Raw genomic sequence first — 17,896 nt, forward strand, 5'->3', positions numbered from 1 at the left:
TATGCACAACCCTCCTGCTGCAGAGATCCTGTAGCCGTTTGAGTCCGAAGGAGGTGGGTTAGTCATGCACCAGTACGAGCTGATGGTAATCCTCGATCCCGAGATCGATGAGCGCACCGTTGCTCCCAGCCTTGACAAGTTCCTCAACGTCATCCGTAACGATGGCGGCACCGTCGACAAGGTCGACATCTGGGGACGTCGTCGCCTGGCCTACGAGATCAACAAGAAGTCCGAGGGCATCTACGCCGTCGTCGACTTCACCGCCGAGTCGAAGACCACCGATGAGCTCGACCGCCAGCTGAACCTCAGCGAGGCCGTCATGCGCACCAAGGTGCTCCGCGCCGAAGAGGCGATCGCTCAGGTGGCCGCCCACGCCAAGGCGCAGGAGGAGAAGGCCGCGAAGAAGGCCGCCGCCTCTGCAAAGGCCGGCGCGAAGGCCGCAGCTCCCGCTGCCGCAGTCGCCGCCGCACCTGCCTCGGCCAAGAAGGACGCCTAGTCCTCATGGCCGGCGAGACCATCATCACCGTGGTGGGCAACCTCACTGCAGATCCCGAGCTGCGTTACACGCAGAACGGCCTCGCGGTTGCCAACTTCACCATCGCGTCCACTCCCCGCACGTTCGACCGTCAGGCGAACGAGTGGAAGGACGGTGAAGCGCTGTTCCTGCGCGCGAGCTGCTGGCGTGAATTCGCCGAGCACGTCGCCGGTTCACTCACCAAGGGTTCCCGGGTCATCGCTTCCGGGCGTCTCAAGCAGCGTTCCTACGAGACGAAGGAAGGCGAGAAGCGCACCACCATCGAGCTCGAGATCGACGAGATCGGTCCGAGCCTGCGCTACGCCACCGCGTCCGTGACGCGCGCCCAGTCCAACCGCGGTGCGGTCGGCGGCGGCGGCTCCTTCGGGGGCGGCCAGTCCGACGACGCATGGGCACCCAGCACGCCCGCAGCAGCCCAGCAGGGCGGCGGCGGCGATGTCTGGAACACGCCCGGCACCAACTACGGCGACGAGACCCCCTTCTAATACTCACTGCGGGTTTCTCGGCGCGGCTCCGCCGCTCCTCAACCCGCGAACCTCAAGACAGGAAAGACAATGGCTGGAAAGTCGAGCGGCGATCGCCGCAAGCCGAGCCGCGGGAAGGGCGCGAAGAACGCCGCCCCGGCGAAGTCCATCAAGGTCGGTGTCATCGACTACAAGGACGTCGCGACCCTTCGCAAGTTCATCTCGGAGCGTGGAAAGATCCGCGCCCGTCGCATCACCGGTGTCTCCGTGCAGGAGCAGCGCCTCATCGCCCGCGCCGTGAAGAACGCGCGCGAGATGGCACTCCTGCCCTACTCGGGCTCCGGCCGCTAAGGAGCACGACAATGGCAAAGGTAATTCTCACGCACGAGGTCACCGGCCTCGGCACGCCCGGCGATGTCGTCGAGGTCAAGAACGGCTATGCGCGCAACTACCTGGTTCCCCAGGGCTTCGCCACGCCGTGGACCCGCGGTGGCCAGAAGCAGGTCGAGCAGATCAAGGCGGCTCGTGCCGCTCGCGAGCTGCACTCGCTCGAAGACGCGCAGGCCCTCAAGGCCAAGCTCGAGTCGGGCAAGGTCAAGCTGGCCGTGAAGGCGGGCCTCGGTGGCCGCCTGTTCGGTTCGGTGAAGGTGGCGGATGTCGCGGCTGCGGTCGCGGCGGCCGGCCTCGGCGACCTCGACAAGCGCAAGATCCAGATCACCACGCCCATCAAGGCGATCGGTGACCACGAGGCGACGGTTCGCCTCCACGACGAGCTCTCGGCGACGATCACCCTCCAGGTGGTCGCGGCGAAGTAACTCGCTCAGCACGACGCAGGCGGCGGTCGGAACCTCGGTTCCGACCGCCGTTTTCGTCGTTCACGCGCACGGGTTCTCGCGTGCATCGGGGCGCCTCGACGGACCGGGCGGATCCTGCTGTCCGGATACACCCTGAGCAGCGCCGAGCGCAAGTTCCTTGTGGATTCACTTGGAGGGTTGTGCACAGGTGTGCGGTTCTCGGGGGTGGGATTCTGAAGAAGTTTTTCCCCACAGGTGTGGAAACCGAAAATACCCGGTCAACCTAAAATTGCATCGGTGTAATTCACACTATTTCCACAGTTTTCCACAGGCCGAGTGCACATGTAGCGCGGCGTTTCGCGCAGTCTGTCCACAGAGTTATCCACAGGCCGGGTTGTGCTGTGGACGAGGCTTCCATATCGTGAAGCAGCGTCCCTCGATCAGCGGTTGGCAACGGGTCGGAGAGTCCATGTCAGTGGCTCCGATCACACTGAAGAGCGGGCGGGGGAACTTGCTCTTCGGAGCCGAATTCGGAGGTCATCCAGTTGTCGATCGCGCACATCGGGCTCGCAGAACCGATCGAAGACGGTGAGTCCCGACGAGGCGAGCGCGTACCCCCGCACGACCTCCTCGCGGAGCAGAGCGCACTCGGCGGCATGATGCTCTCGAAAGACGCCGTCGCCGACGTCATCGAGACCATCCGGGGCATCGACTTCTACGTGCCCAAGCACGAGGTCGTCTTCAACGCGATCCTCACGCTCTACTCGCACGGTGAGCCTACCGACGTCATCGCCGTCACCGACGAGCTCACCAAGACCGGCGAGCTCCAGCGCGCCGGCGGTGTCGAGTACCTGCACAACCTCACGAGCCTGGTGCCGACCGCGGCGAACGCCGGCTTCTACGCATCGATCGTGGCCGAGCGAGCGCTGCTGCGGCGCCTGGTCGAGGCGGGCACCCGAATCGTGCAGATGGGTTACGCGGGCGAAGGCGAGGTCACCGATCTCGTCAACAACGCGCAGGCCGAGATCTACTCCGTCACGGGCTCGGTCGAGACCGAAGACTACGTGCCGCTCTCCGACGCGGTCAGCGTCGCGATCGACGAGATCGAGGCGGCCAAGCATACCGACGGCAAGTTCACGGGCGTGCCGACGGGCTTCGCCGACCTCGACGACCTAACCAACGGGTTCCACCCCGGCCAGATGATCATCGTCGCCGCTCGACCCGCCATGGGAAAGTCGACGCTCGCCCTCGACTTCGCGCGAGCCGCGTCGATCACCAACGACCTGCCGTCGGTCTTCTTCTCGCTCGAGATGGGCAAGAGCGAGATCGCGATGCGCCTGCTCTCGGCCGAGTCATCCGTGCCGCTCCAGAACATGCGCAAGGGCACCGTCGACTCGCGCGACTGGACCACGATCGCCTCGACGCGCGGTCGCATCAACGAGGCGCCGCTCTATATCGACGACTCCCCCAACATGACGCTCGTCGAGATCCGCGCCAAGTGCCGCCGGCTGAAGCAGCGCGTAGGCCTCAAGATGGTCGTCATCGACTACCTGCAGCTCATGACGAGCGGCAAGCGCGTCGAGAGCCGCCAGCAAGAGGTGTCGGAGTTCTCGCGAGCGCTCAAGCTGCTCGCGAAAGAGCTGCAGGTGCCCGTCATCGCCTTGTCGCAGCTGAACCGCGGTCCCGAGCAGCGCGCCGACAAGATGCCCGCGCTCAGCGACCTGCGCGAGTCGGGCTCGATCGAGCAGGACGCCGACATGGTCATCCTGTTGCACCGCGAGGCGGCCTACGAGCGCGACAGCCCCCGAGCGGGCGAGGCCGATCTCATCGTCGCGAAACACCGAAACGGTCCGACCCGCACCATCACGGTCGCGTTCCACGGGCACTTCTCCCGGTTCGCCGACATGGTGCAGGTGTAGGGCCCGCGCGCGTCGCCCCCCGCTCGACGTCGGTAGGCTGCATGACATGGTCGAGGCAGTCGTGTTCGACATGGACGGCGTGATCGTCGACAGCGAGCAGCGCTGGGAGGCCGTCCGTCGACAGCTCGTCATCGGCTCCGGTCGCCCCTATCCCGATGAGGCGACGCGGATGATGCAGGGCATGAGCGCTCCCGAGTGGGAGGCCTACCTGCACGAGCATTTGGGGGTACCCGGCTCGCCGGCGGAGATCGGCCGCCGGGTGGTCGCCCGGATCGCGGAATCGTACCGCGACGACCTGCCGTTGATCTCCGGTGCGGCCGAGGCGATCCGCGCCCTCGCCGCACGGTACCCGCTTGCGGTCGCCTCATCGTCCAACCGCGAACTGATCGAGTTGGCGCTCGAGCTGGCGGACCTGGCCGACGCGTTCAGTGCGGTCGTCTCCAGCGAGGAGGTCGAACGGGGCAAGCCCGCACCCGACGTCTACTTCGAGGCGGCATCGCGCCTCGGCATCGCGCCCGAGCGTTGCGCGGCGGTGGAGGACTCGTCGAACGGGCTGCGATCAGCACACGCCGCGGGCATGCGGGTGGTGGCCGTGCCCAACCGCGACTACCCGCCGGCGGCTGACGCGCTCGCGCTCGCCGACGTCGTGCTCCCTTCGATCGGCGAGCTCACGCCCGAGGTCGTCGAGGGGGCGTGACCCCGGCACGGTGATCGCGGGCAGCTCCGCCAGCCGTGCCTCGAGTCCGACCCGGCGTGTCGTCGGCGGAGCAACGCCTGCCGAAGCCAACGCTCATTCGGCGAGGACGCCGTCGGCTGCGAGGCCGACGGGTCCGGCGTCACGGCAGACTTCTGCGAACGCCCTGACAAGAGGCGTCTCGTTTGCCGTGCGCCAGATCAGCGCCCAGTGCAGCGGCGGGGCGTCGTGGATCGGCACGAACACCACGCCCGGGAAGCCGCCGTAGAACGCAGCCTGAGCGCCGGCCGGAGTGACGCACTGACGCGCCGACACGAGCGTCAGGACCTCGTGGAAGGTCTTCGGCCTCGGGCCGACGCGGGGGATCTTCCGCCCGCTGGGGGTTCGGGCGGGGAGCATGGCTCCGATCCAGTGCTCGGGGAGGTCGCCGGGGTCGACGTGCACGTGCTCGGGCAGGTCCTCGAGTGAGATGGACTCACGCTCGCCCAGCGGATGTCCTTCCCAGAGCGCGAGCACGCGACCGACCGTGAAGACGCTCGGTCCCTCGGTGAGGTCGGGTTCGCGAACCGGGCGCCACGCGACGACGGCGTCCACCTCGCCGCGGCGGAGCTCACCGAACACGTCACTGAAGTGGATCTCGCGAATCTCGATCTCGCACCCGGTATGGCGTCGCCGGAAGTTCTCGATCAGCGCGATGAAGACGGAGCCATCGTTGCCCATCACGCCGAGGCGGAGCGTGCCGACCACGCCGCTCGCCGATTCCCTCGCCTTCGCGAGCCCGTCGAGGATCGCCTCGTAGCCGGCGCTGAGGTCGTCGCGGAGCTGGGCGCCGAGCGCGGTGAGCCTCACATGGCGACTGGTGCGCTCGAACAGCAGGCCGCCGAGCTGGCGCTCTTGGTTCCGGATCGCCTGGCTGACCCGCGCCTGAGATACGTGCAGACGCTCGGCCGTGCGGCCGAAGTGCAGCACCTCGGCCAACGTGAGGAAGATCTCGATGTCTCGCAGGTCCACGTCCGTACCTCCAGGCGATAACCGTCAGGTTATCGCTGACCGCCCGATTTGCTGCTTGATCGGCCGTCCGTCGGCCACGATCGTTGGCCGTGGGAGGCACCGGTCAGTCGGGAGACGCGCGAGAACGAGGGCGCTACTCGGGCAGACCAGGACGTGAGCGCGACGTGTCGACTGATCCGCTATTCAGTGTTGCTATCTACCGGTACTTGTGCTTACTATGTAGTGGTAGTCAGCAACACAGAGTACTAGTACTCATCAACACCAAGTAGTGAAAGGAGGAGAGGTTCCATGGGCAAGCAGATGACCGAAATGCTCAAGGGCACGCTCGAGGGCATCGTCCTCACGATCCTGGCCGCACGCCCGGCGTACGGCTATGAGATCACGGCCGGGCTGCGCGATCGGGGCTTCTCCGACATCGTCGAGGGCACCGTCTACGCCCTGCTGGTCAGGATCGAACAGCGGGGCCTCGTCGACGTCGAGAAGGTCCCGTCCGAGAAGGGGCCGCCGCGCAAGGTCTACTCGCTGAACGCACTAGGCGGCGAGTACCTCGAAGAGTTCTGGAGGACCTGGAGCTTCCTCGCAGAACGGATCGAACAGCTCCACAGCGAACGCGCAGAAGGAGAGCACTGAAATGGTCGCGAAATGGATCGAGACCCTCACCGGGTCCCTCGAGCAGAAGAAGCAGTACAAGCAGGACAAGGCCCGTATCGACGGGCTCCCCGAGCCGTACGCCACCGCGGCGAAGGCCATGCACCGGTACTTCATGTACTACGGAGGCATCACCGACGGCGACACCCTCATGGTGATGTTCGGCGACCTGGCCGACCTGTGGGAGCGCGCCGCCGCCGACGGCACCCCGGTGCGCGAGATCGTCGGCGAAGACCCGGTCGAATTCGCCGAGACCTTCGCTCAGGCCTACACCGGCACGAAGTGGATCGACAAGGAGCGCGCCCGCCTGACCAAGGCGATCGAGGACGCAGAGCGAGAGGAGCGGAAATGACCACGTCAGCACCGACCAGGGAACCAGCCATCCGAGTCCAGGGCATCGAGAAGTCCTTCAAGGACCTGCACGTGCTGCGGGGCGTCGACTTCGACGTGGCGGCGGGGAGCATCTTCGCGCTGCTCGGCTCGAACGGCGCAGGCAAGACCACGCTCGTGCGCATCCTCTCGACGCTGCTGAAGGCCGACGCGGGCACCGCCACGGTGCACGGCTTCGACGTGGCCGGAAAGCCCGGCGACGTGCGTAATTCGATCAGCCTGACCGGCCAGTTCGCCGCCGTCGATGAAGTGCTCAGCGGCCGCGAGAACCTCGTGCTGATCGCGAAGCTCCGTCACCTCAAGAACCCGGGTGCGATCGCCGACGACCTGCTCGATCGCTTCTCGCTCACCGAAGCGGGCAACCGCAAGGCCTCGACCTACTCGGGCGGCATGCGCCGCCGGCTCGACATCGCGATGAGCCTGATCGGCAACCCGCCGATCATCTTCCTCGACGAGCCGACGACGGGACTCGACCCCCAGGCGCGCATCGAGGTGTGGCAGACGGTCAAGCAGCTCGCCGACAACGGTACGACCGTGCTGCTGACCACGCAGTACCTCGACGAGGCCGAGCAGCTCGCCGACAGGATCGCGATCCTGCACAAGGGCACGATCATCCAGAACGGCACCCTCGCCGAACTCAAGCAGCTGCTCCCGGCCGCCAAAGTCGAGTACGTCGAGAAGCAGCCCTCCCTCGAGGACGTCTTCCTCACCCTCGTCGGCGACACCGGCGAGACCGAAAACCCCGACGGCGACCGCAGCGGCGGCACCGTCCCTGCAGGAAAGGAATCCCGATGACCACCCACGTCCTCAGTGACACCCGGGTCCTCACCGGCCGATCACTGACCCACATCCTCCGCAGTCCCGACACGATCATCACCACCGCGGTCACCCCGATCGCACTGATGCTGCTGTTCGTGTACGTGCTCGGCGGCGCGATCAACACCGGATCCGACGAGTCGTACATCAACTACATGCTCCCCGGCATCCTGCTGATCACCATCGCGTCGGGCATCGCCTACACCGCGTACCGGCTGTTCCTCGACTTGCAGGGCGGCATCTTCGAGCGCTTCCAGTCGATGCCGATCGCGAGGTCGAGCGTGCTCTGGGCCCACGTGCTCACCTCGCTCGTAGCGAACCTCGTCTCGGTCGCGATCGTCATCGGCGTCGCCCTGCTCATGGGCTTCCGCACCGGGGCATCCGTCGGCGCGTGGCTCGCGGTCGCCGGCATCCTGATCCTGTTCACCCTCGCCCTGACCTGGCTCGCCGTGATCGCCGGCCTCTCGGCGAAGACCGTCGACGGCGCCAGCGCGTTCAGCTACCCGCTGATCTTCCTGCCGTTCATCAGCTCGGCGTTCGTGCCGACCGAGTCGATGCCCGCGCCGGTCGCATGGTTCGCCGAGAACCAGCCTGTGACCTCGATCGTGAACAGCATGCGAGCGCTGTTCGCGGGCGAACCGGTCGGCAGTGACATCTGGATCGCTCTCGCGTGGCTCGTCGGTATCCTCGTCGTCGCCTACGGCTTCGCGATCGCGATCTACCGTCGCAAGATGAGCTGAATCGCACCGCGGAGTGCTCGACCGTTCGACGGATGCCGCCCGCTTCCCCACTGGGGAGGCGGGCGTCGTCGTCTCCACCTCGGTCGGGTTCGATCCGCGGATGCTTCGGGCCGCAGTGGCTTCGAACCGTGAGGGCGACCGCCACCGAGACGAGCGGGAGATCGGTGAGCTGGACCGCACCCGTTGTCGAACAGGTTTGTTCGGGTTATGCTCTTGGGGCACCAACTCGAATATTCGTGTTCAACTTAGGAGGAGTGTCATGTCGAGCGAGCGTGTCGAACTTCGCGGGGCCGTCGTACCCGATCCGAAACGATGGCGAATGCTGGCGACGGTCGGTATCGCGCAACTGATGCTGATCCTCGACATCACCGTCGTGACGATCGCGTTGCCGAACATCGGCACCGACCTGGGACTGGATCGCGGTGCGCTGACCTGGGTGGTCAGCGCCTACACCCTGGTGTTCGGCGGCCTGATGCTCCTCGGTGGCCGGGCGGCAGACCACTTCGGCGCCAAGCGGCTCATCCTCGCCGGGCTCGTGATCTTCACCGCAGCCTCGTTCGTCGCCGGATCCTCGACCGGGGCGGAGATGCTGATCGGCGCCCGGATCGCGCAGGGCGTGGGTGCGGCCATGCTCTCGCCGGCGGCATTGTCCGCAGTCGTGACGACCTTCGAGGGTGAGGAACGCAACCGTGCGCTCGGCGTCTGGTCTGCGCTCGGTGGAGGAGGCGCCGCGCTGGGCGTACTCCTCGGCGGCCTGCTCACCGGTGGGCCCGGTTGGCCGTGGATCTTCTACATCAACGTGCCGGTCGGTATCGTCCTCCTGGTCGCGCTCGTGCGGTTGCTTCCCGCATCGACGGCCGTGCCGGAACGGCCGCGGCTCGATCTGCTCGGCGCATTGCTGGTCACTTCTGCAACCGGCGCCGTGATCTACGGCCTCATCAACGCCGGTGAATACGGCTGGGTGTCGGGCGCGACGCTCATCCCGCTCGGGGCGGCGATCGTGATCTACGCACTGTTCGCGTGGTGGCAGCGCACCACCCGCTCGCCGCTCATGGACCTCGCCATCCTGACCCGTCGAACGGTTGCCGCCGGGACGTTCGTGATCCTCATCGCCACTGCGCTGATGATCGCCGTGTTCCTCCTCGGTTCGTTCACGTTCCAGCGCCTGCACGGGTTCGGCGCCATCGTGACCGGGCTCCTGTTCCTGCCGGTGGCCATCGCCACCATGGCCGGCGCGCACGTCGCCGGGATGATCATCGCCAGGGTGGGTGCGCGTCCGCTCGCATTGCTCGGGCTCGGGATGGCCGCGGTGGGCCTGGCGATCCCCGCGATCTGGCAGAACCCGGTTGCAACGGTCGCAGGGATGAGTGTCGCCGCCATCGGCATCGGTGCCGCATTCGTGGTGGCGTCTGCGACTGCCCTCGGGCGCATCGACCCGCGCGAGGCCGGGCTGGCGTCGGGCATCGTGAGCACGTTCCACGAGTTCGGCGCCGCCATCGGTGCCGCCGTCATCTCGAGCATCGCGGCCGCGAGCTTCGCCGGCACGACCGATGCGGGGTTCGCGCAGGGCTTCGCATTCGCCGCCATCACGGCCGCAGTGGCCGCTGTCGTCGCGTCGCTCCTCATCCCGGGTCGACGGCCTCCGCAGTGAGGCCGTTGAATCCTGGCCACCCGCGCAGACACCGGCGGGTTCGCCGCCCGACTGGGCGTCGGCGTCCCGGCGGTAGGGTGCAACCGTGGAGAACACGTCGCGCCCGCCCGGCAGGGTGACCATCGCCGATATCGCGGCGCGCGCCGGAGTGTCGATCGGGGCGGTCTCCTTCGCGCTCAACGGCCGCAAGGGCGTCTCCGACGAGACCCGCGCCCGCATCCTGCGCGTCGCCGACGAACTCGGTTGGGCGCCTGCGAGTGCCGCGCGTTCGCTCGCCGAGGCGAAGACCGCCACGTTCGGCCTCGTACTCGCGCGCGACGCGAAGAACCTCGGCGTCGAGTCGTTCTACATGCAGTTCCTCGCGGGCATCGAGTCCGAGCTGGTGCTGCGCAACTACGGCCTCCTGCTGCAGGTCGTTCCCGACGTCGAGACCGAGCTCGAGACGCTCCGCGCGTGGCGCAATACGCGTCGCGTCGACGGCGTGATCCTCGTCGACGTGCGCATCGAAGACCCGCGGATCGCGTACCTCGGCAAGACGCCTGGGCTGCCCACGGTCGTGGTCGGCGATCCGGCCGTCGCCGGAGCACTGTCGTCGGTCTGGACGGATGACGCGGCCGCCGCCCGCCGCGCGGTGCGGCACCTCGCCGAACTCGGGCACCGACGCATCGGCCGCGTCTCGGGCCCAGCTGAGCTCGCGCACACCCGCATTCGTGACGACGCGTTCCTCGATGAGACTGCGGCACTGGGCTGCACGTCCGTCGTGCTGCGCACCGACTACACCCCCGAGCAGGGCGCCGTCGTCACCCGTGAGGCGCTCTCGGGGCCCGAGGCGCCGACGGCGTTCATCTACGACAACGACATCATGGCGGTCGCCGGCATCGGTGTGGCCGCCAACCTCGGCCTTCGAGTGCCCGATGACGTCTCGCTCATCGCGTGGGACGACTCTGTGCTGTGTCGGCACACGGTACCGCCGCTCACGGCGCTCAGCCACGATGTCGTGAACTTCGGGGCGCACGTCGCCCGGCGCCTGTTCGACGTCGTCGGCGGTGCCGAGCCCGCGGCGTTCCTCGACTCGACGCCGGAGCTGCGGGTGCGCGGCTCGACGTCGCGGGCGCCGGACGGCGCCTGAAAGCAGTCGGCCGGGGGCGTGGTCTCCGCACGGTGCGGGGCGACGCCCGGCCCTCAGCGACCCGGTTCGGCGGGCGCCCGTTCGCCGGAACCGCGCTCGACGATCCAGCTGGGGAGCACGAGCTGCTTCGTGGGGCCGTTCGCCTTGCCCATGCGCGCGAGTGCGAGGCGGGCCGCGCGGCGGCCGAGTTCGATCGGGTCGTAGGTGATGACGGAGACATCGAGCACATCGGCCGTGTCGAAGTCGTCGAAGCCGAGGAGCGCGGTATGCCCGTCGCCGAGCTCGCGCATGACGCGCAGCGCCGCGATGGTCATCCGGTTGTTGCCCGCGATGATGGCGGTGGGTGCGTCCCGTTGCTCGAGCAGGGCCCGGATGAGCCGCTCGGGGCGCACCGAGCGGTCGTCTTCGAGACGGGCCCACGCCGTGGTGTCGGTGATCCCCGCTTCAGCCATGGCGGCGCGGTAGCCGGCGATGCGCTCGGTCTGGCTCCATACGTCGGCCGGGTTGCAGATGTAGCCGATGCGGCGGTGCCCGAGCGCGAGCAGACGGCGGGTCGCCTCGTGCACGGTCTCGCGGTTCTCGAGCACGACCGAGTCGGCGGCGAGGTTGAGGGCCGGGCGGTCGATCGCGATGACGGGGGTGCCGAGTTGGCGCTCGCCCTCGAGGTAGGACTGGTCGTGCGAGGCGGGGATGATGAGGAGCGCGTCGATGCGCTGGGAGAGGAGGGCGTCGGCGACGCGCGCCTCGCCGTCCGACGTGTCATCGGTCGTCGCGACGACGAGCCGGTGCCCCTGGGCGGCGAGTTCACGCTCGATGCCCGAAGCGACCTTGTAGTAGAACGGGTTGCCGAACTCGCCCATGATGAACCCGACCGTATTGGTCTTGCCGCCACGTCGGAGTCCCTGGGCGAGCGTGTTCGGGCGAAAACGGAGCCGTTTCGCCGAGGCGAGCACGCGCTCGACGGTGTCGGCGCCGACGAGCTCTCGCTGGTTGAAGACCCGCGACACGGTCTTCGCGCTCACGCCCGCGAGGCGTGCGACGTCATCGAGGGTCGCGCGCTGCTGAACCGTCATGCCCCTCGTCCTCCGAGATGTATTGGAACGTCAGGATCATATCCCCATGTCGGCAATGTCAACGATGGACATTGCGCGGCGATCGGATGCTCCGGCAAATCTGCCCTCAAGAATTGCAGGTCAAGGCGATATTCATGACGAATCAATCAACAGCGCAAAACTAAAGCGCTTTACTAATCGTCCGAACTGTCCTACGCTGCCATCCAGCACCCGACGGTGAGGGCATCCCGCTCTGACCGAGGGATGTCCACATTCAAGGGAGAAATCACATGGCATCACGCAAGGCAATGGCTGGCCTTGTCGCAGTTGCAGCCACGACGGCGCTCCTCCTCTCGTCGTGCTCGGCGGGCGGTGGCGACACGAACTCCGACGGCGAGCCGTCGGGTGAGATCACCTTCCTCACCAACCGCACCGACCTCGAGAAGGACGGCACCTTCGAGCGGTACACGGAGGAGTTCAACGAGACGTACCCCGACGTCACGGTGAACGTCGAGGCGATCACCAACTACGAGGACGACGTCCGCACTCGCATGAGTACCCCGAACGGATACGGCGACGTGCTGCTCGTTCCCGACGCCGTCGGCGTCGACCAGTTCCCCGACTTCTTCGAGCCGCTCGGGTCAATCGATGACCTCAGCGCGGACTACCGCTTCATCGCCGACAAGGCGCTCGACGGCCAGGTCTACGCGCTCGCCATCGGCGGCACCACCTTCGGCGTGCTCTACAACAAGGCCGTCTGGGACGAAGCCGGCGTCGCCGAGATCCCGACCTCGCCCGAGGAGTTCCTCGACGCGCTCCAGCAGATCAAGGACGACACCGACGCCACCCCGTACTACACGAACTACAAGGACGGCTGGCCGCTCGCCGGACAGTGGACCGACAACTTCGCCGGCACCGGCGGCAACGGCGACGTCGAGAACACCTTGGCCGAGACCCCGGAGCCGTGGACCGAGGGCGAGCCCGCCGAGATCGTCGACGGCCTGCTCTTCGACATCGTGAAGCAGGGTCTGAACGAAGCCGACCCGCTGACCACCAACTGGGAGCAGTCGAAGGACGACTTCGCGACCGGCAAGATCGCCTCGATGGTACTCGGCTCGTGGTCGGTGTCGCAGTTCCAGGAGGCCGCGACCAAGGCGGGCGCCGACCCGGCCGACGTCGGCTTCATGGCGTTCCCGTCCAACATCGACGGCCAGCAGTTCGCGAAGATCGGCGGCGACCGTCGCCTCGCCATCAACGTCAACTCCGAGAACAAGGCTGCCGCGAAGGCGTGGCTCGAGTTCCTCGTGAACGACTCCGACTTCGCTGCGATCTCGGGCATGATCTCGTCCTCCAAGAAGATCGAGGAGCTCCCCGAGAACCTCGCCGCCCTGCAGGAGGCGAATGTCGAGTTCTTCGAGAACGAGCGCGCCCCCGAGGGCAAGGAGGGCTTGCTCAACAAGGTCGCCGATGCGTCGCAGGTCGACGTCTGGGGCAACCTCTACCGCATGAGGCTCGTCGACATCGCACGCGGCCAGGCGGCCGGTGACAAGGCCTCGTTCTTCGCCGAACTGAACTCGACGTGGAGTGCGGCGGTCGACCAGCTCGGCTGATCCCCAACCACCCCCGGATCGTGCGGTGGCGGCGAACGCGCCGCCACCGCATGAGCTCCCCCGAGTAGTGCAACGGGGCAACGCCCCCACAGGAGAACCATCATGTCCGTCACAGCGGGTCCTGCACCCAGCGGTGCATCCGGCGTCCTTCCCGGCGTCGCGGTGGCCGAGGAAACCGGCAAGCTCCCCGGCCGCTCGCCGCGATCGCGCGAGCGGCACACCGGCGCCGCCGGGCGGCGGCTGCTCGGCAAGGCCACGCCCTACCTGTTCGTCGCGGTTGCGGTGGGACTCCTGCTCCTGCTGACGTACGCGCCCGCGGTCAACATGCTCTGGTACAGCCTGACCTCGTGGCGCGGGTTCGGGCCGGTGAAACCCGAGGATTTCGTCGGCCTCGACAACTACGTCCGCGTCTTCACCGACCCGACGATCTTCCGGGTCTTCTTCGTCAGCCTCTACTACTTCGCGGCGACGTTCGTGCAGATGGCGATCGCCCTCTATTTCGCGACGCTGCTCAGCTTCAGCACCCGGTTCTCGAACTTCTTCCGCGGCGTCATCTTCTTCCCGTACCTCTTGAACGGCGTCGCCATCGGCTTCGTCTTCCTCTACCTCTTCCAGCCGGGCGGCACCCTCGACACGGTGCTCGGGTGGTTCGGCATGAGCGACCCGCCGCAATGGCTCGGCGACGCCGACATCGCGAACTTCTCACTCGCCGGCACCTCGGTGTGGCGGTACACGGGCCTGAACTTCGTGCTCTTCCTCGGGGCGATCCAGTCGATCTCGCCGGAGCTCTACGAAGCCGCAGAACTCGACGGCGCGAATCGGTGGAAGCAGTTCCGCTACATCATCTTCCCCGGAATCCGCCGGATCATCGGCCTCTCATTCATCCTCGCCGTCGCCGGCAGCCTCTCGGTCTTCGAGATCCCCTACATCATGACCTCGGGCGCCAACGGAACGACGACCTTCGTGATCCAGACGATGCAGACCGCGTTCAACTACCACAACGTCGGGCTCGCCTCCGCGATGGCGGTGGTGCTGCTCGCCATCGTGCTCCTCGTCACCTGGGTGCAGCGCAAGTTCTTCCCCGACGAGAAAGTGGACCTCGCATGAGCCGCCTCATCGCCCCACTCGCCAAGTACGCGAGCCTGATGCTCGCCGTCATCGTCGTACTGCTGCCCCTCTCGGTCATCCTCTTCGCGAGCTTGAAGACGAGTGAGGAATACGCGACGACCGGGCCGCTCGATCCGCCCGCGAACTGGTTCAACTGGGCGAACTTCGCCACGGCGATCGACGAGGCCGACATGGTCGCGGGCCTCGTCAACACCACTGTCGTGCTTGCGATCTCCCTCGTCATCACGATTCTCGTGGGCACCATGGCCGCCTACGCCGTCGACCGCTTCGCCTTCCGCGGCCGCAGTCTCGTCATGGGGATGTTCCTGCTGGCCACGCTGATCCCCAGCGTCACGAGCCAGGTCGCAACGTTCCAGATCATCACCGGTCTCGGCCTCTACAACACCAAGGCCGCACTGGTACTGCTCTTCGCAGGCACCGACATCATCGCGATCTACATCTTCCTGCAGTTCATCTCGTCCATTCCGGTCTCGCTCGACGAGGCCGCCAAGCTTGATGGCGCCAACGCGTGGACGATCTACTGGCGGATCATCCTGCCCAACCTGAAGCCTGCGATCGCGACCGTGGTCATCATCAAGGGCATCGCGATCTACAACGAGTTCTACCTGCCGTTCCTCTACCTGAAATCGGAGCCGATGATCTCGACCGCACTCTTCGACTTCAAGGGGCCGTACGGCGCGCAATGGGAGCTGATCGCGGCCGCGACGCTCGTCGTGATCATCCCGACGGTCATCGCGTTCGTATTCCTGCAACGCTGGATATACAAGGGACTCGTGGCGGGAGCAGTCAAGTGAGCGACGTGGAGGAGCAGGCGATGGCGGTACCGGTGGTCCGGCGAGCACTGCAAGGCGGATGGCGGCTCAGCGCCGCCGATGGGCCCGTGCCCGAGTCGCTGCGCGGCGTCGTGGTGCCTGCGACCGTGCCCGGCGTGGTGCACACCGACCTGCTCGCGGCCGGTCTCATCCCCGACCCGTACCTCGACGACAACGAGTCGCTGCTCGCTTGGATCGGGCTCGTCGACTGGACCTACGAGACGACGCTCGAGGTCTCGGCCGAGGATCTCGCCGCGGCCGAGCGGCACGAACTCGCCTTCGACGGCATCGACACCGTCGCGACGATCACGCTCAACGGCGTCGCGCTCGCCGAGGTTGCGAACCAGCATCGTACGTATCGCTTCGACGTGACCGAGCTGCTCGGCGCCGGCGAGAACGTGCTCGTCGTCGCCTTCCGCAGCCCGGTGCGGTACGCCAACGCGCAGAGCCTCGAGCTCGGTGCGCGCGAGCGCCCCTACCCGTTGCCGTACGAGGCGATCCGCAAGTCGGCCTGCAACTTCGGCTGGGATTGGGGCATCGCGACGTTCACGAGCGGGCTCTGGCGGCCCGCGCGGCTGGAGTCGTGGTCGACCGCGCGCATCGCCCAGCTCCTCGTGCACGCCGCGCCCGGCGTCACGGGCGACAGTGAGAGCGACGCTGAGGGCGACCGCGGTTTCGTCGAGGCCACCGTGCGCGTGGCCCGCACCGGCGAGGAGGACCTGCACCTCGACGTCGAGGTCGCGGGCGTCCGGGTCGAGTCCGTGATCCCGGCAGGCGACAGCGAGGCGCGGGTGCGGGTGGAACTCGACTCGGTCGAGCGCTGGTGGCCGGCGGGCTACGGCGAGCAGCCGCTGTACGACGTGCGGGTGCGGCTCGGCGCCGCCGGCAGGGTGCTCGACGAGGCGACGCGCCGGGTCGGCTTCCGCACGGTGCGCTGGAACACGACGCCCGACGCCGACGGTACCCCGTTCCAGCTCGTCGTGAACGAGGTGCCCGTATTCGTGAAGGGCGCCAACTGGATCCCCGACGACGCCCTTCCCGTGCGCGTCGACCGCGGGCGCTACTCCCGCAGGCTGCGTCAGGCGAAGGCGGCGAACCTCAACCTCATCCGTGTGTGGGGCGGCGGCATCTACGAGACGGACGACTTCTACGAGCTCTGCGACGAGCTCGGCCTGCTCACCTGGCAGGACTTCCTGTTCGCGTGCGCCGCCTATCCCGAGGAGGAGCCGATCCGCTCCGAGGTCGAGGCCGAGGCCCGCGACAACGTCGCCCGCCTCGCGCACCACGCCTCGCTCGTGCTGCTGACGGGCAACAACGAGAACCTCTGGGGCTACGAGGACTGGGGCTGGAAGGAGCGCCTCGACGGCAAGACGTGGGGCGAGCTCTACTACTACGAGCTGCTGCCCGCGGTCGTCCGCGAGCTCGCACCGCACGTGCCCTATTCCCCCGGCAGCCCGTTCAGCCCGGGCAGCGAGCACCCGAACGCCGAGCACCACGGCACGATGCACATCTGGGACCTCTGGAACCAGAAGGACTGGTCGCACTACCGCGACTACGCACCGCGCCTCGTCGCGGAGTTCGGCTGGCAGGGCCCGCCGGCCTGGTCGACGCTGACGCGCTCGATCTCCGACCGACCGCTCACCCCCGAGTCGCCGGGCATGATCGTGCACCAGAAGGCCATGGAGGGCAACGTCAAGCTCACGAACGGCCTCGTGCGTCACTACCGCGTACCGCGCGATATGGAGACCTGGCACTGGGCGATGCAGCTCAACCAGGCGAACGCGATCAGCTGCGCGCTCGACTGGTTCCGCTCGAACGCCCCGCACACCTCGGGCGCGGTGATGTGGCAGTTGAACGACTGCTGGCCGGTCACCTCGTGGGCCGCGATCGACGGCGACGGTCGTGAGAAGCCCCTCTACCACGCCGTCCGCAATGCTTTCGCGCCGCGGGTCGTGACGATCCAGCCGCGCGGTGACGGGCTCGTCGCGGTGGTCGCCAACGACACCGCCGAGGCTTGGGTCGCCGACCTCGTGCTCGAGCGCCGCGGGTTCGATGGCACCGTACTCGCGACAGAGACGGTCACGGTCGACACGGCTTCCCACGGGTCCGCCGCGGTTGGGGTGCCTGCACGCATCGCGACGGCCGGCGACGCGGCATCCGAGCTTCTGCTCGCGAGCGTCGGCGGTGTACGAGGCTTCTGGTTCTTCGCCGAGCCGCGCGACAGCGCGCTCGTCGCGCCGACGCTCACCGCAGACGTGCGCCGAGAGGGCGACGCGTTCGTGGTGACGGTCGCGAGCGACGCGCTCGTACGCGACCTCACGCTGCTCGTCGACAAGATCGCCCCCGACGCCACGGTCGACTCGGGTCTGGTCACGCTGCTGCCGGGCGAGCAGGCGACGTTCCGCGTCGCCGGGCTCGCCGAGCTCGACACGATCGACGTGCTCGCGCCCACGGTGCTGCGCCACGGCAACCAGTTGGTGGCCGCGTGAACGCGGCCGGCTTG

Annotated in this window: 18 protein-coding genes; 16 read left to right on the forward strand and 2 right to left on the reverse strand. The window is 67.4% G+C overall.

The genetic code is table 11. The annotated features are described in order from the left end of the window. Positions 1 to 64: 64 nt before the first annotated feature. From rpsF to LQ757_RS01190, 6 genes are all read left to right on the forward strand, one after another. Entirely contained in the window at positions 65 to 496 is a 432-nt protein-coding gene (gene rpsF, locus LQ757_RS01165; protein ID WP_231045376.1) for a 30S ribosomal protein S6, read from the forward strand. A 5-nt stretch (positions 497 to 501) separates the two neighbouring features. Further along, entirely contained in the window at positions 502 to 1,020 is a 519-nt protein-coding gene (locus LQ757_RS01170; protein WP_231045377.1) for a single-stranded DNA-binding protein, read from the forward strand. Between the two features lie 69 nt (positions 1,021 to 1,089). After that, positions 1,090 to 1,350, forward strand: a complete 261-nt coding sequence (gene rpsR, locus LQ757_RS01175; RefSeq protein ID WP_056727560.1) for a 30S ribosomal protein S18 — start codon at positions 1,090 to 1,092, stop codon at positions 1,348 to 1,350. An 11-nt stretch (positions 1,351 to 1,361) separates the two neighbouring features. Further along, positions 1,362 to 1,814, forward strand: coding sequence for a 50S ribosomal protein L9 (gene rplI, locus LQ757_RS01180; RefSeq protein WP_231045378.1), 453 nt, complete (start codon positions 1,362 to 1,364; stop codon positions 1,812 to 1,814). Between the two features lie 524 nt (positions 1,815 to 2,338). Continuing rightward, positions 2,339 to 3,712, forward strand: a complete 1,374-nt coding sequence (gene dnaB, locus LQ757_RS01185) for a replicative DNA helicase (RefSeq protein WP_231045379.1) — start codon at positions 2,339 to 2,341, stop codon at positions 3,710 to 3,712. Between the two features lie 46 nt (positions 3,713 to 3,758). Next, positions 3,759 to 4,409, forward strand: coding sequence for an HAD family hydrolase (locus tag LQ757_RS01190; protein WP_231045380.1), 651 nt, complete (start codon positions 3,759 to 3,761; stop codon positions 4,407 to 4,409). A 93-nt stretch (positions 4,410 to 4,502) separates the two neighbouring features. Here LQ757_RS01190 and LQ757_RS01195 read toward each other — a convergent pair whose 3' ends face one another. Beyond that, entirely contained in the window at positions 4,503 to 5,417 is a 915-nt protein-coding gene (locus LQ757_RS01195; RefSeq protein ID WP_231045381.1) for a LysR family transcriptional regulator, read from the reverse strand. Positions 5,418 to 5,705: 288 nt separating this feature from the next. Here LQ757_RS01195 and LQ757_RS01200 point away from each other — a divergent pair, with 288 nt between their 5' ends. The 6 genes from LQ757_RS01200 to LQ757_RS01225 all read left to right on the forward strand — a co-directional run bounded on the left by LQ757_RS01200 (position 5,706) and on the right by LQ757_RS01225 (position 10,791). Next, positions 5,706 to 6,047 (forward strand): PadR family transcriptional regulator, encoded by a 342-nt coding sequence (locus LQ757_RS01200; RefSeq protein WP_231045382.1) that lies wholly within the window; start codon positions 5,706 to 5,708, stop codon positions 6,045 to 6,047. A gap of 1 nt (position 6,048) precedes the next feature. After that, a complete protein-coding gene (locus tag LQ757_RS01205; protein WP_231045383.1) occupies positions 6,049 to 6,417 on the forward strand; it encodes a DUF1048 domain-containing protein in 369 nt (122 codons plus the stop codon). After that, entirely contained in the window at positions 6,414 to 7,250 is an 837-nt protein-coding gene (locus LQ757_RS01210; protein WP_231045384.1) for an ABC transporter ATP-binding protein, read from the forward strand. Before LQ757_RS01205 ends, LQ757_RS01210 begins: the two co-directional genes overlap by 4 nt. After that, entirely contained in the window at positions 7,247 to 8,011 is a 765-nt protein-coding gene (locus LQ757_RS01215) for an ABC transporter permease (protein ID WP_231045385.1), read from the forward strand. Before LQ757_RS01210 ends, LQ757_RS01215 begins: the two co-directional genes overlap by 4 nt. A gap of 259 nt (positions 8,012 to 8,270) precedes the next feature. Next, positions 8,271 to 9,662 (forward strand): MFS transporter, encoded by a 1,392-nt coding sequence (locus tag LQ757_RS01220; protein ID WP_231045386.1) that lies wholly within the window; start codon positions 8,271 to 8,273, stop codon positions 9,660 to 9,662. An 85-nt stretch (positions 9,663 to 9,747) separates the two neighbouring features. Then, positions 9,748 to 10,791 carry a LacI family DNA-binding transcriptional regulator gene (locus tag LQ757_RS01225; RefSeq protein ID WP_231045387.1) on the forward strand — a complete coding sequence of 348 codons (1,044 nt, stop codon included), beginning with the start codon at positions 9,748 to 9,750 and terminating at the stop codon, positions 10,789 to 10,791. 53 nt (positions 10,792 to 10,844) lie between these two features. Here the strand turns inward: LQ757_RS01225 and LQ757_RS01230 are convergent, their stop codons facing one another. Then, complete coding sequence (locus tag LQ757_RS01230) at positions 10,845 to 11,864, reverse strand: LacI family DNA-binding transcriptional regulator (RefSeq protein ID WP_231045388.1); 1,020 nt, start codon at positions 11,862 to 11,864, stop codon at positions 10,845 to 10,847. A 269-nt stretch (positions 11,865 to 12,133) separates the two neighbouring features. Here LQ757_RS01230 and LQ757_RS01235 point away from each other — a divergent pair, with 269 nt between their 5' ends. The 4 genes from LQ757_RS01235 to LQ757_RS01250 all read left to right on the forward strand — a co-directional run bounded on the left by LQ757_RS01235 (position 12,134) and on the right by LQ757_RS01250 (position 17,882). Then, a complete protein-coding gene (locus LQ757_RS01235) occupies positions 12,134 to 13,453 on the forward strand; it encodes an ABC transporter substrate-binding protein (RefSeq protein ID WP_231045389.1) in 1,320 nt (439 codons plus the stop codon). 102 nt (positions 13,454 to 13,555) lie between these two features. Next, on the forward strand, positions 13,556 to 14,560 hold the full coding sequence (locus LQ757_RS01240) for a carbohydrate ABC transporter permease (RefSeq protein ID WP_231045390.1): 1,005 nt from the start codon (positions 13,556 to 13,558) through the stop codon (positions 14,558 to 14,560). Continuing rightward, entirely contained in the window at positions 14,557 to 15,375 is an 819-nt protein-coding gene (locus tag LQ757_RS01245) for a carbohydrate ABC transporter permease (protein ID WP_231045391.1), read from the forward strand. The genes LQ757_RS01240 and LQ757_RS01245 overlap by 4 nt, the downstream gene beginning before the upstream one ends. A gap of 20 nt (positions 15,376 to 15,395) precedes the next feature. Continuing rightward, positions 15,396 to 17,882: a glycoside hydrolase family 2 protein gene (locus LQ757_RS01250; protein WP_231046278.1), complete on the forward strand. Its 2,487-nt coding sequence runs from the start codon at positions 15,396 to 15,398 to the stop codon at positions 17,880 to 17,882. Positions 17,883 to 17,896 lie beyond the last annotated feature (14 nt).

This window comes from Agromyces cavernae (assembly GCF_021044935.1).
GTDB classification, from domain to species: domain Bacteria; phylum Actinomycetota; class Actinomycetes; order Actinomycetales; family Microbacteriaceae; genus Agromyces; species Agromyces cavernae.

What these genes read in the sequence shown, in the direction of transcription:
- rpsF (WP_231045376.1), top strand. Translation starts at nt 65, where the DNA reads ATGCACCAGTACGAGCTGATGGTAATCCTCGATCCCGAGATCGATGAG.
- LQ757_RS01170 (WP_231045377.1), top strand. Translation starts at nt 502, where the DNA reads ATGGCCGGCGAGACCATCATCACCGTGGTGGGCAACCTCACTGCAGAT.
- rpsR (WP_056727560.1), top strand. Translation starts at nt 1,090, where the DNA reads ATGGCTGGAAAGTCGAGCGGCGATCGCCGCAAGCCGAGCCGCGGGAAG.
- rplI (WP_231045378.1), top strand. Translation starts at nt 1,362, where the DNA reads ATGGCAAAGGTAATTCTCACGCACGAGGTCACCGGCCTCGGCACGCCC.
- LQ757_RS01190 (WP_231045380.1), top strand. Translation starts at nt 3,759, where the DNA reads ATGGTCGAGGCAGTCGTGTTCGACATGGACGGCGTGATCGTCGACAGC.
- LQ757_RS01200 (WP_231045382.1), top strand. Translation starts at nt 5,706, where the DNA reads ATGGGCAAGCAGATGACCGAAATGCTCAAGGGCACGCTCGAGGGCATC.
- LQ757_RS01205 (WP_231045383.1), top strand. Translation starts at nt 6,049, where the DNA reads ATGGTCGCGAAATGGATCGAGACCCTCACCGGGTCCCTCGAGCAGAAG.
- LQ757_RS01210 (WP_231045384.1), top strand. Translation starts at nt 6,414, where the DNA reads ATGACCACGTCAGCACCGACCAGGGAACCAGCCATCCGAGTCCAGGGC.
- LQ757_RS01215 (WP_231045385.1), top strand. Translation starts at nt 7,247, where the DNA reads ATGACCACCCACGTCCTCAGTGACACCCGGGTCCTCACCGGCCGATCA.
- LQ757_RS01220 (WP_231045386.1), top strand. Translation starts at nt 8,271, where the DNA reads ATGTCGAGCGAGCGTGTCGAACTTCGCGGGGCCGTCGTACCCGATCCG.
- LQ757_RS01230 (WP_231045388.1), bottom strand. Translation starts at nt 11,864, where the DNA reads ATGACGGTTCAGCAGCGCGCGACCCTCGATGACGTCGCACGCCTCGCG.
- LQ757_RS01235 (WP_231045389.1), top strand. Translation starts at nt 12,134, where the DNA reads ATGGCATCACGCAAGGCAATGGCTGGCCTTGTCGCAGTTGCAGCCACG.
- LQ757_RS01240 (WP_231045390.1), top strand. Translation starts at nt 13,556, where the DNA reads ATGTCCGTCACAGCGGGTCCTGCACCCAGCGGTGCATCCGGCGTCCTT.
- LQ757_RS01245 (WP_231045391.1), top strand. Translation starts at nt 14,557, where the DNA reads ATGAGCCGCCTCATCGCCCCACTCGCCAAGTACGCGAGCCTGATGCTC.
- LQ757_RS01250 (WP_231046278.1), top strand. Translation starts at nt 15,396, where the DNA reads ATGGCGGTACCGGTGGTCCGGCGAGCACTGCAAGGCGGATGGCGGCTC.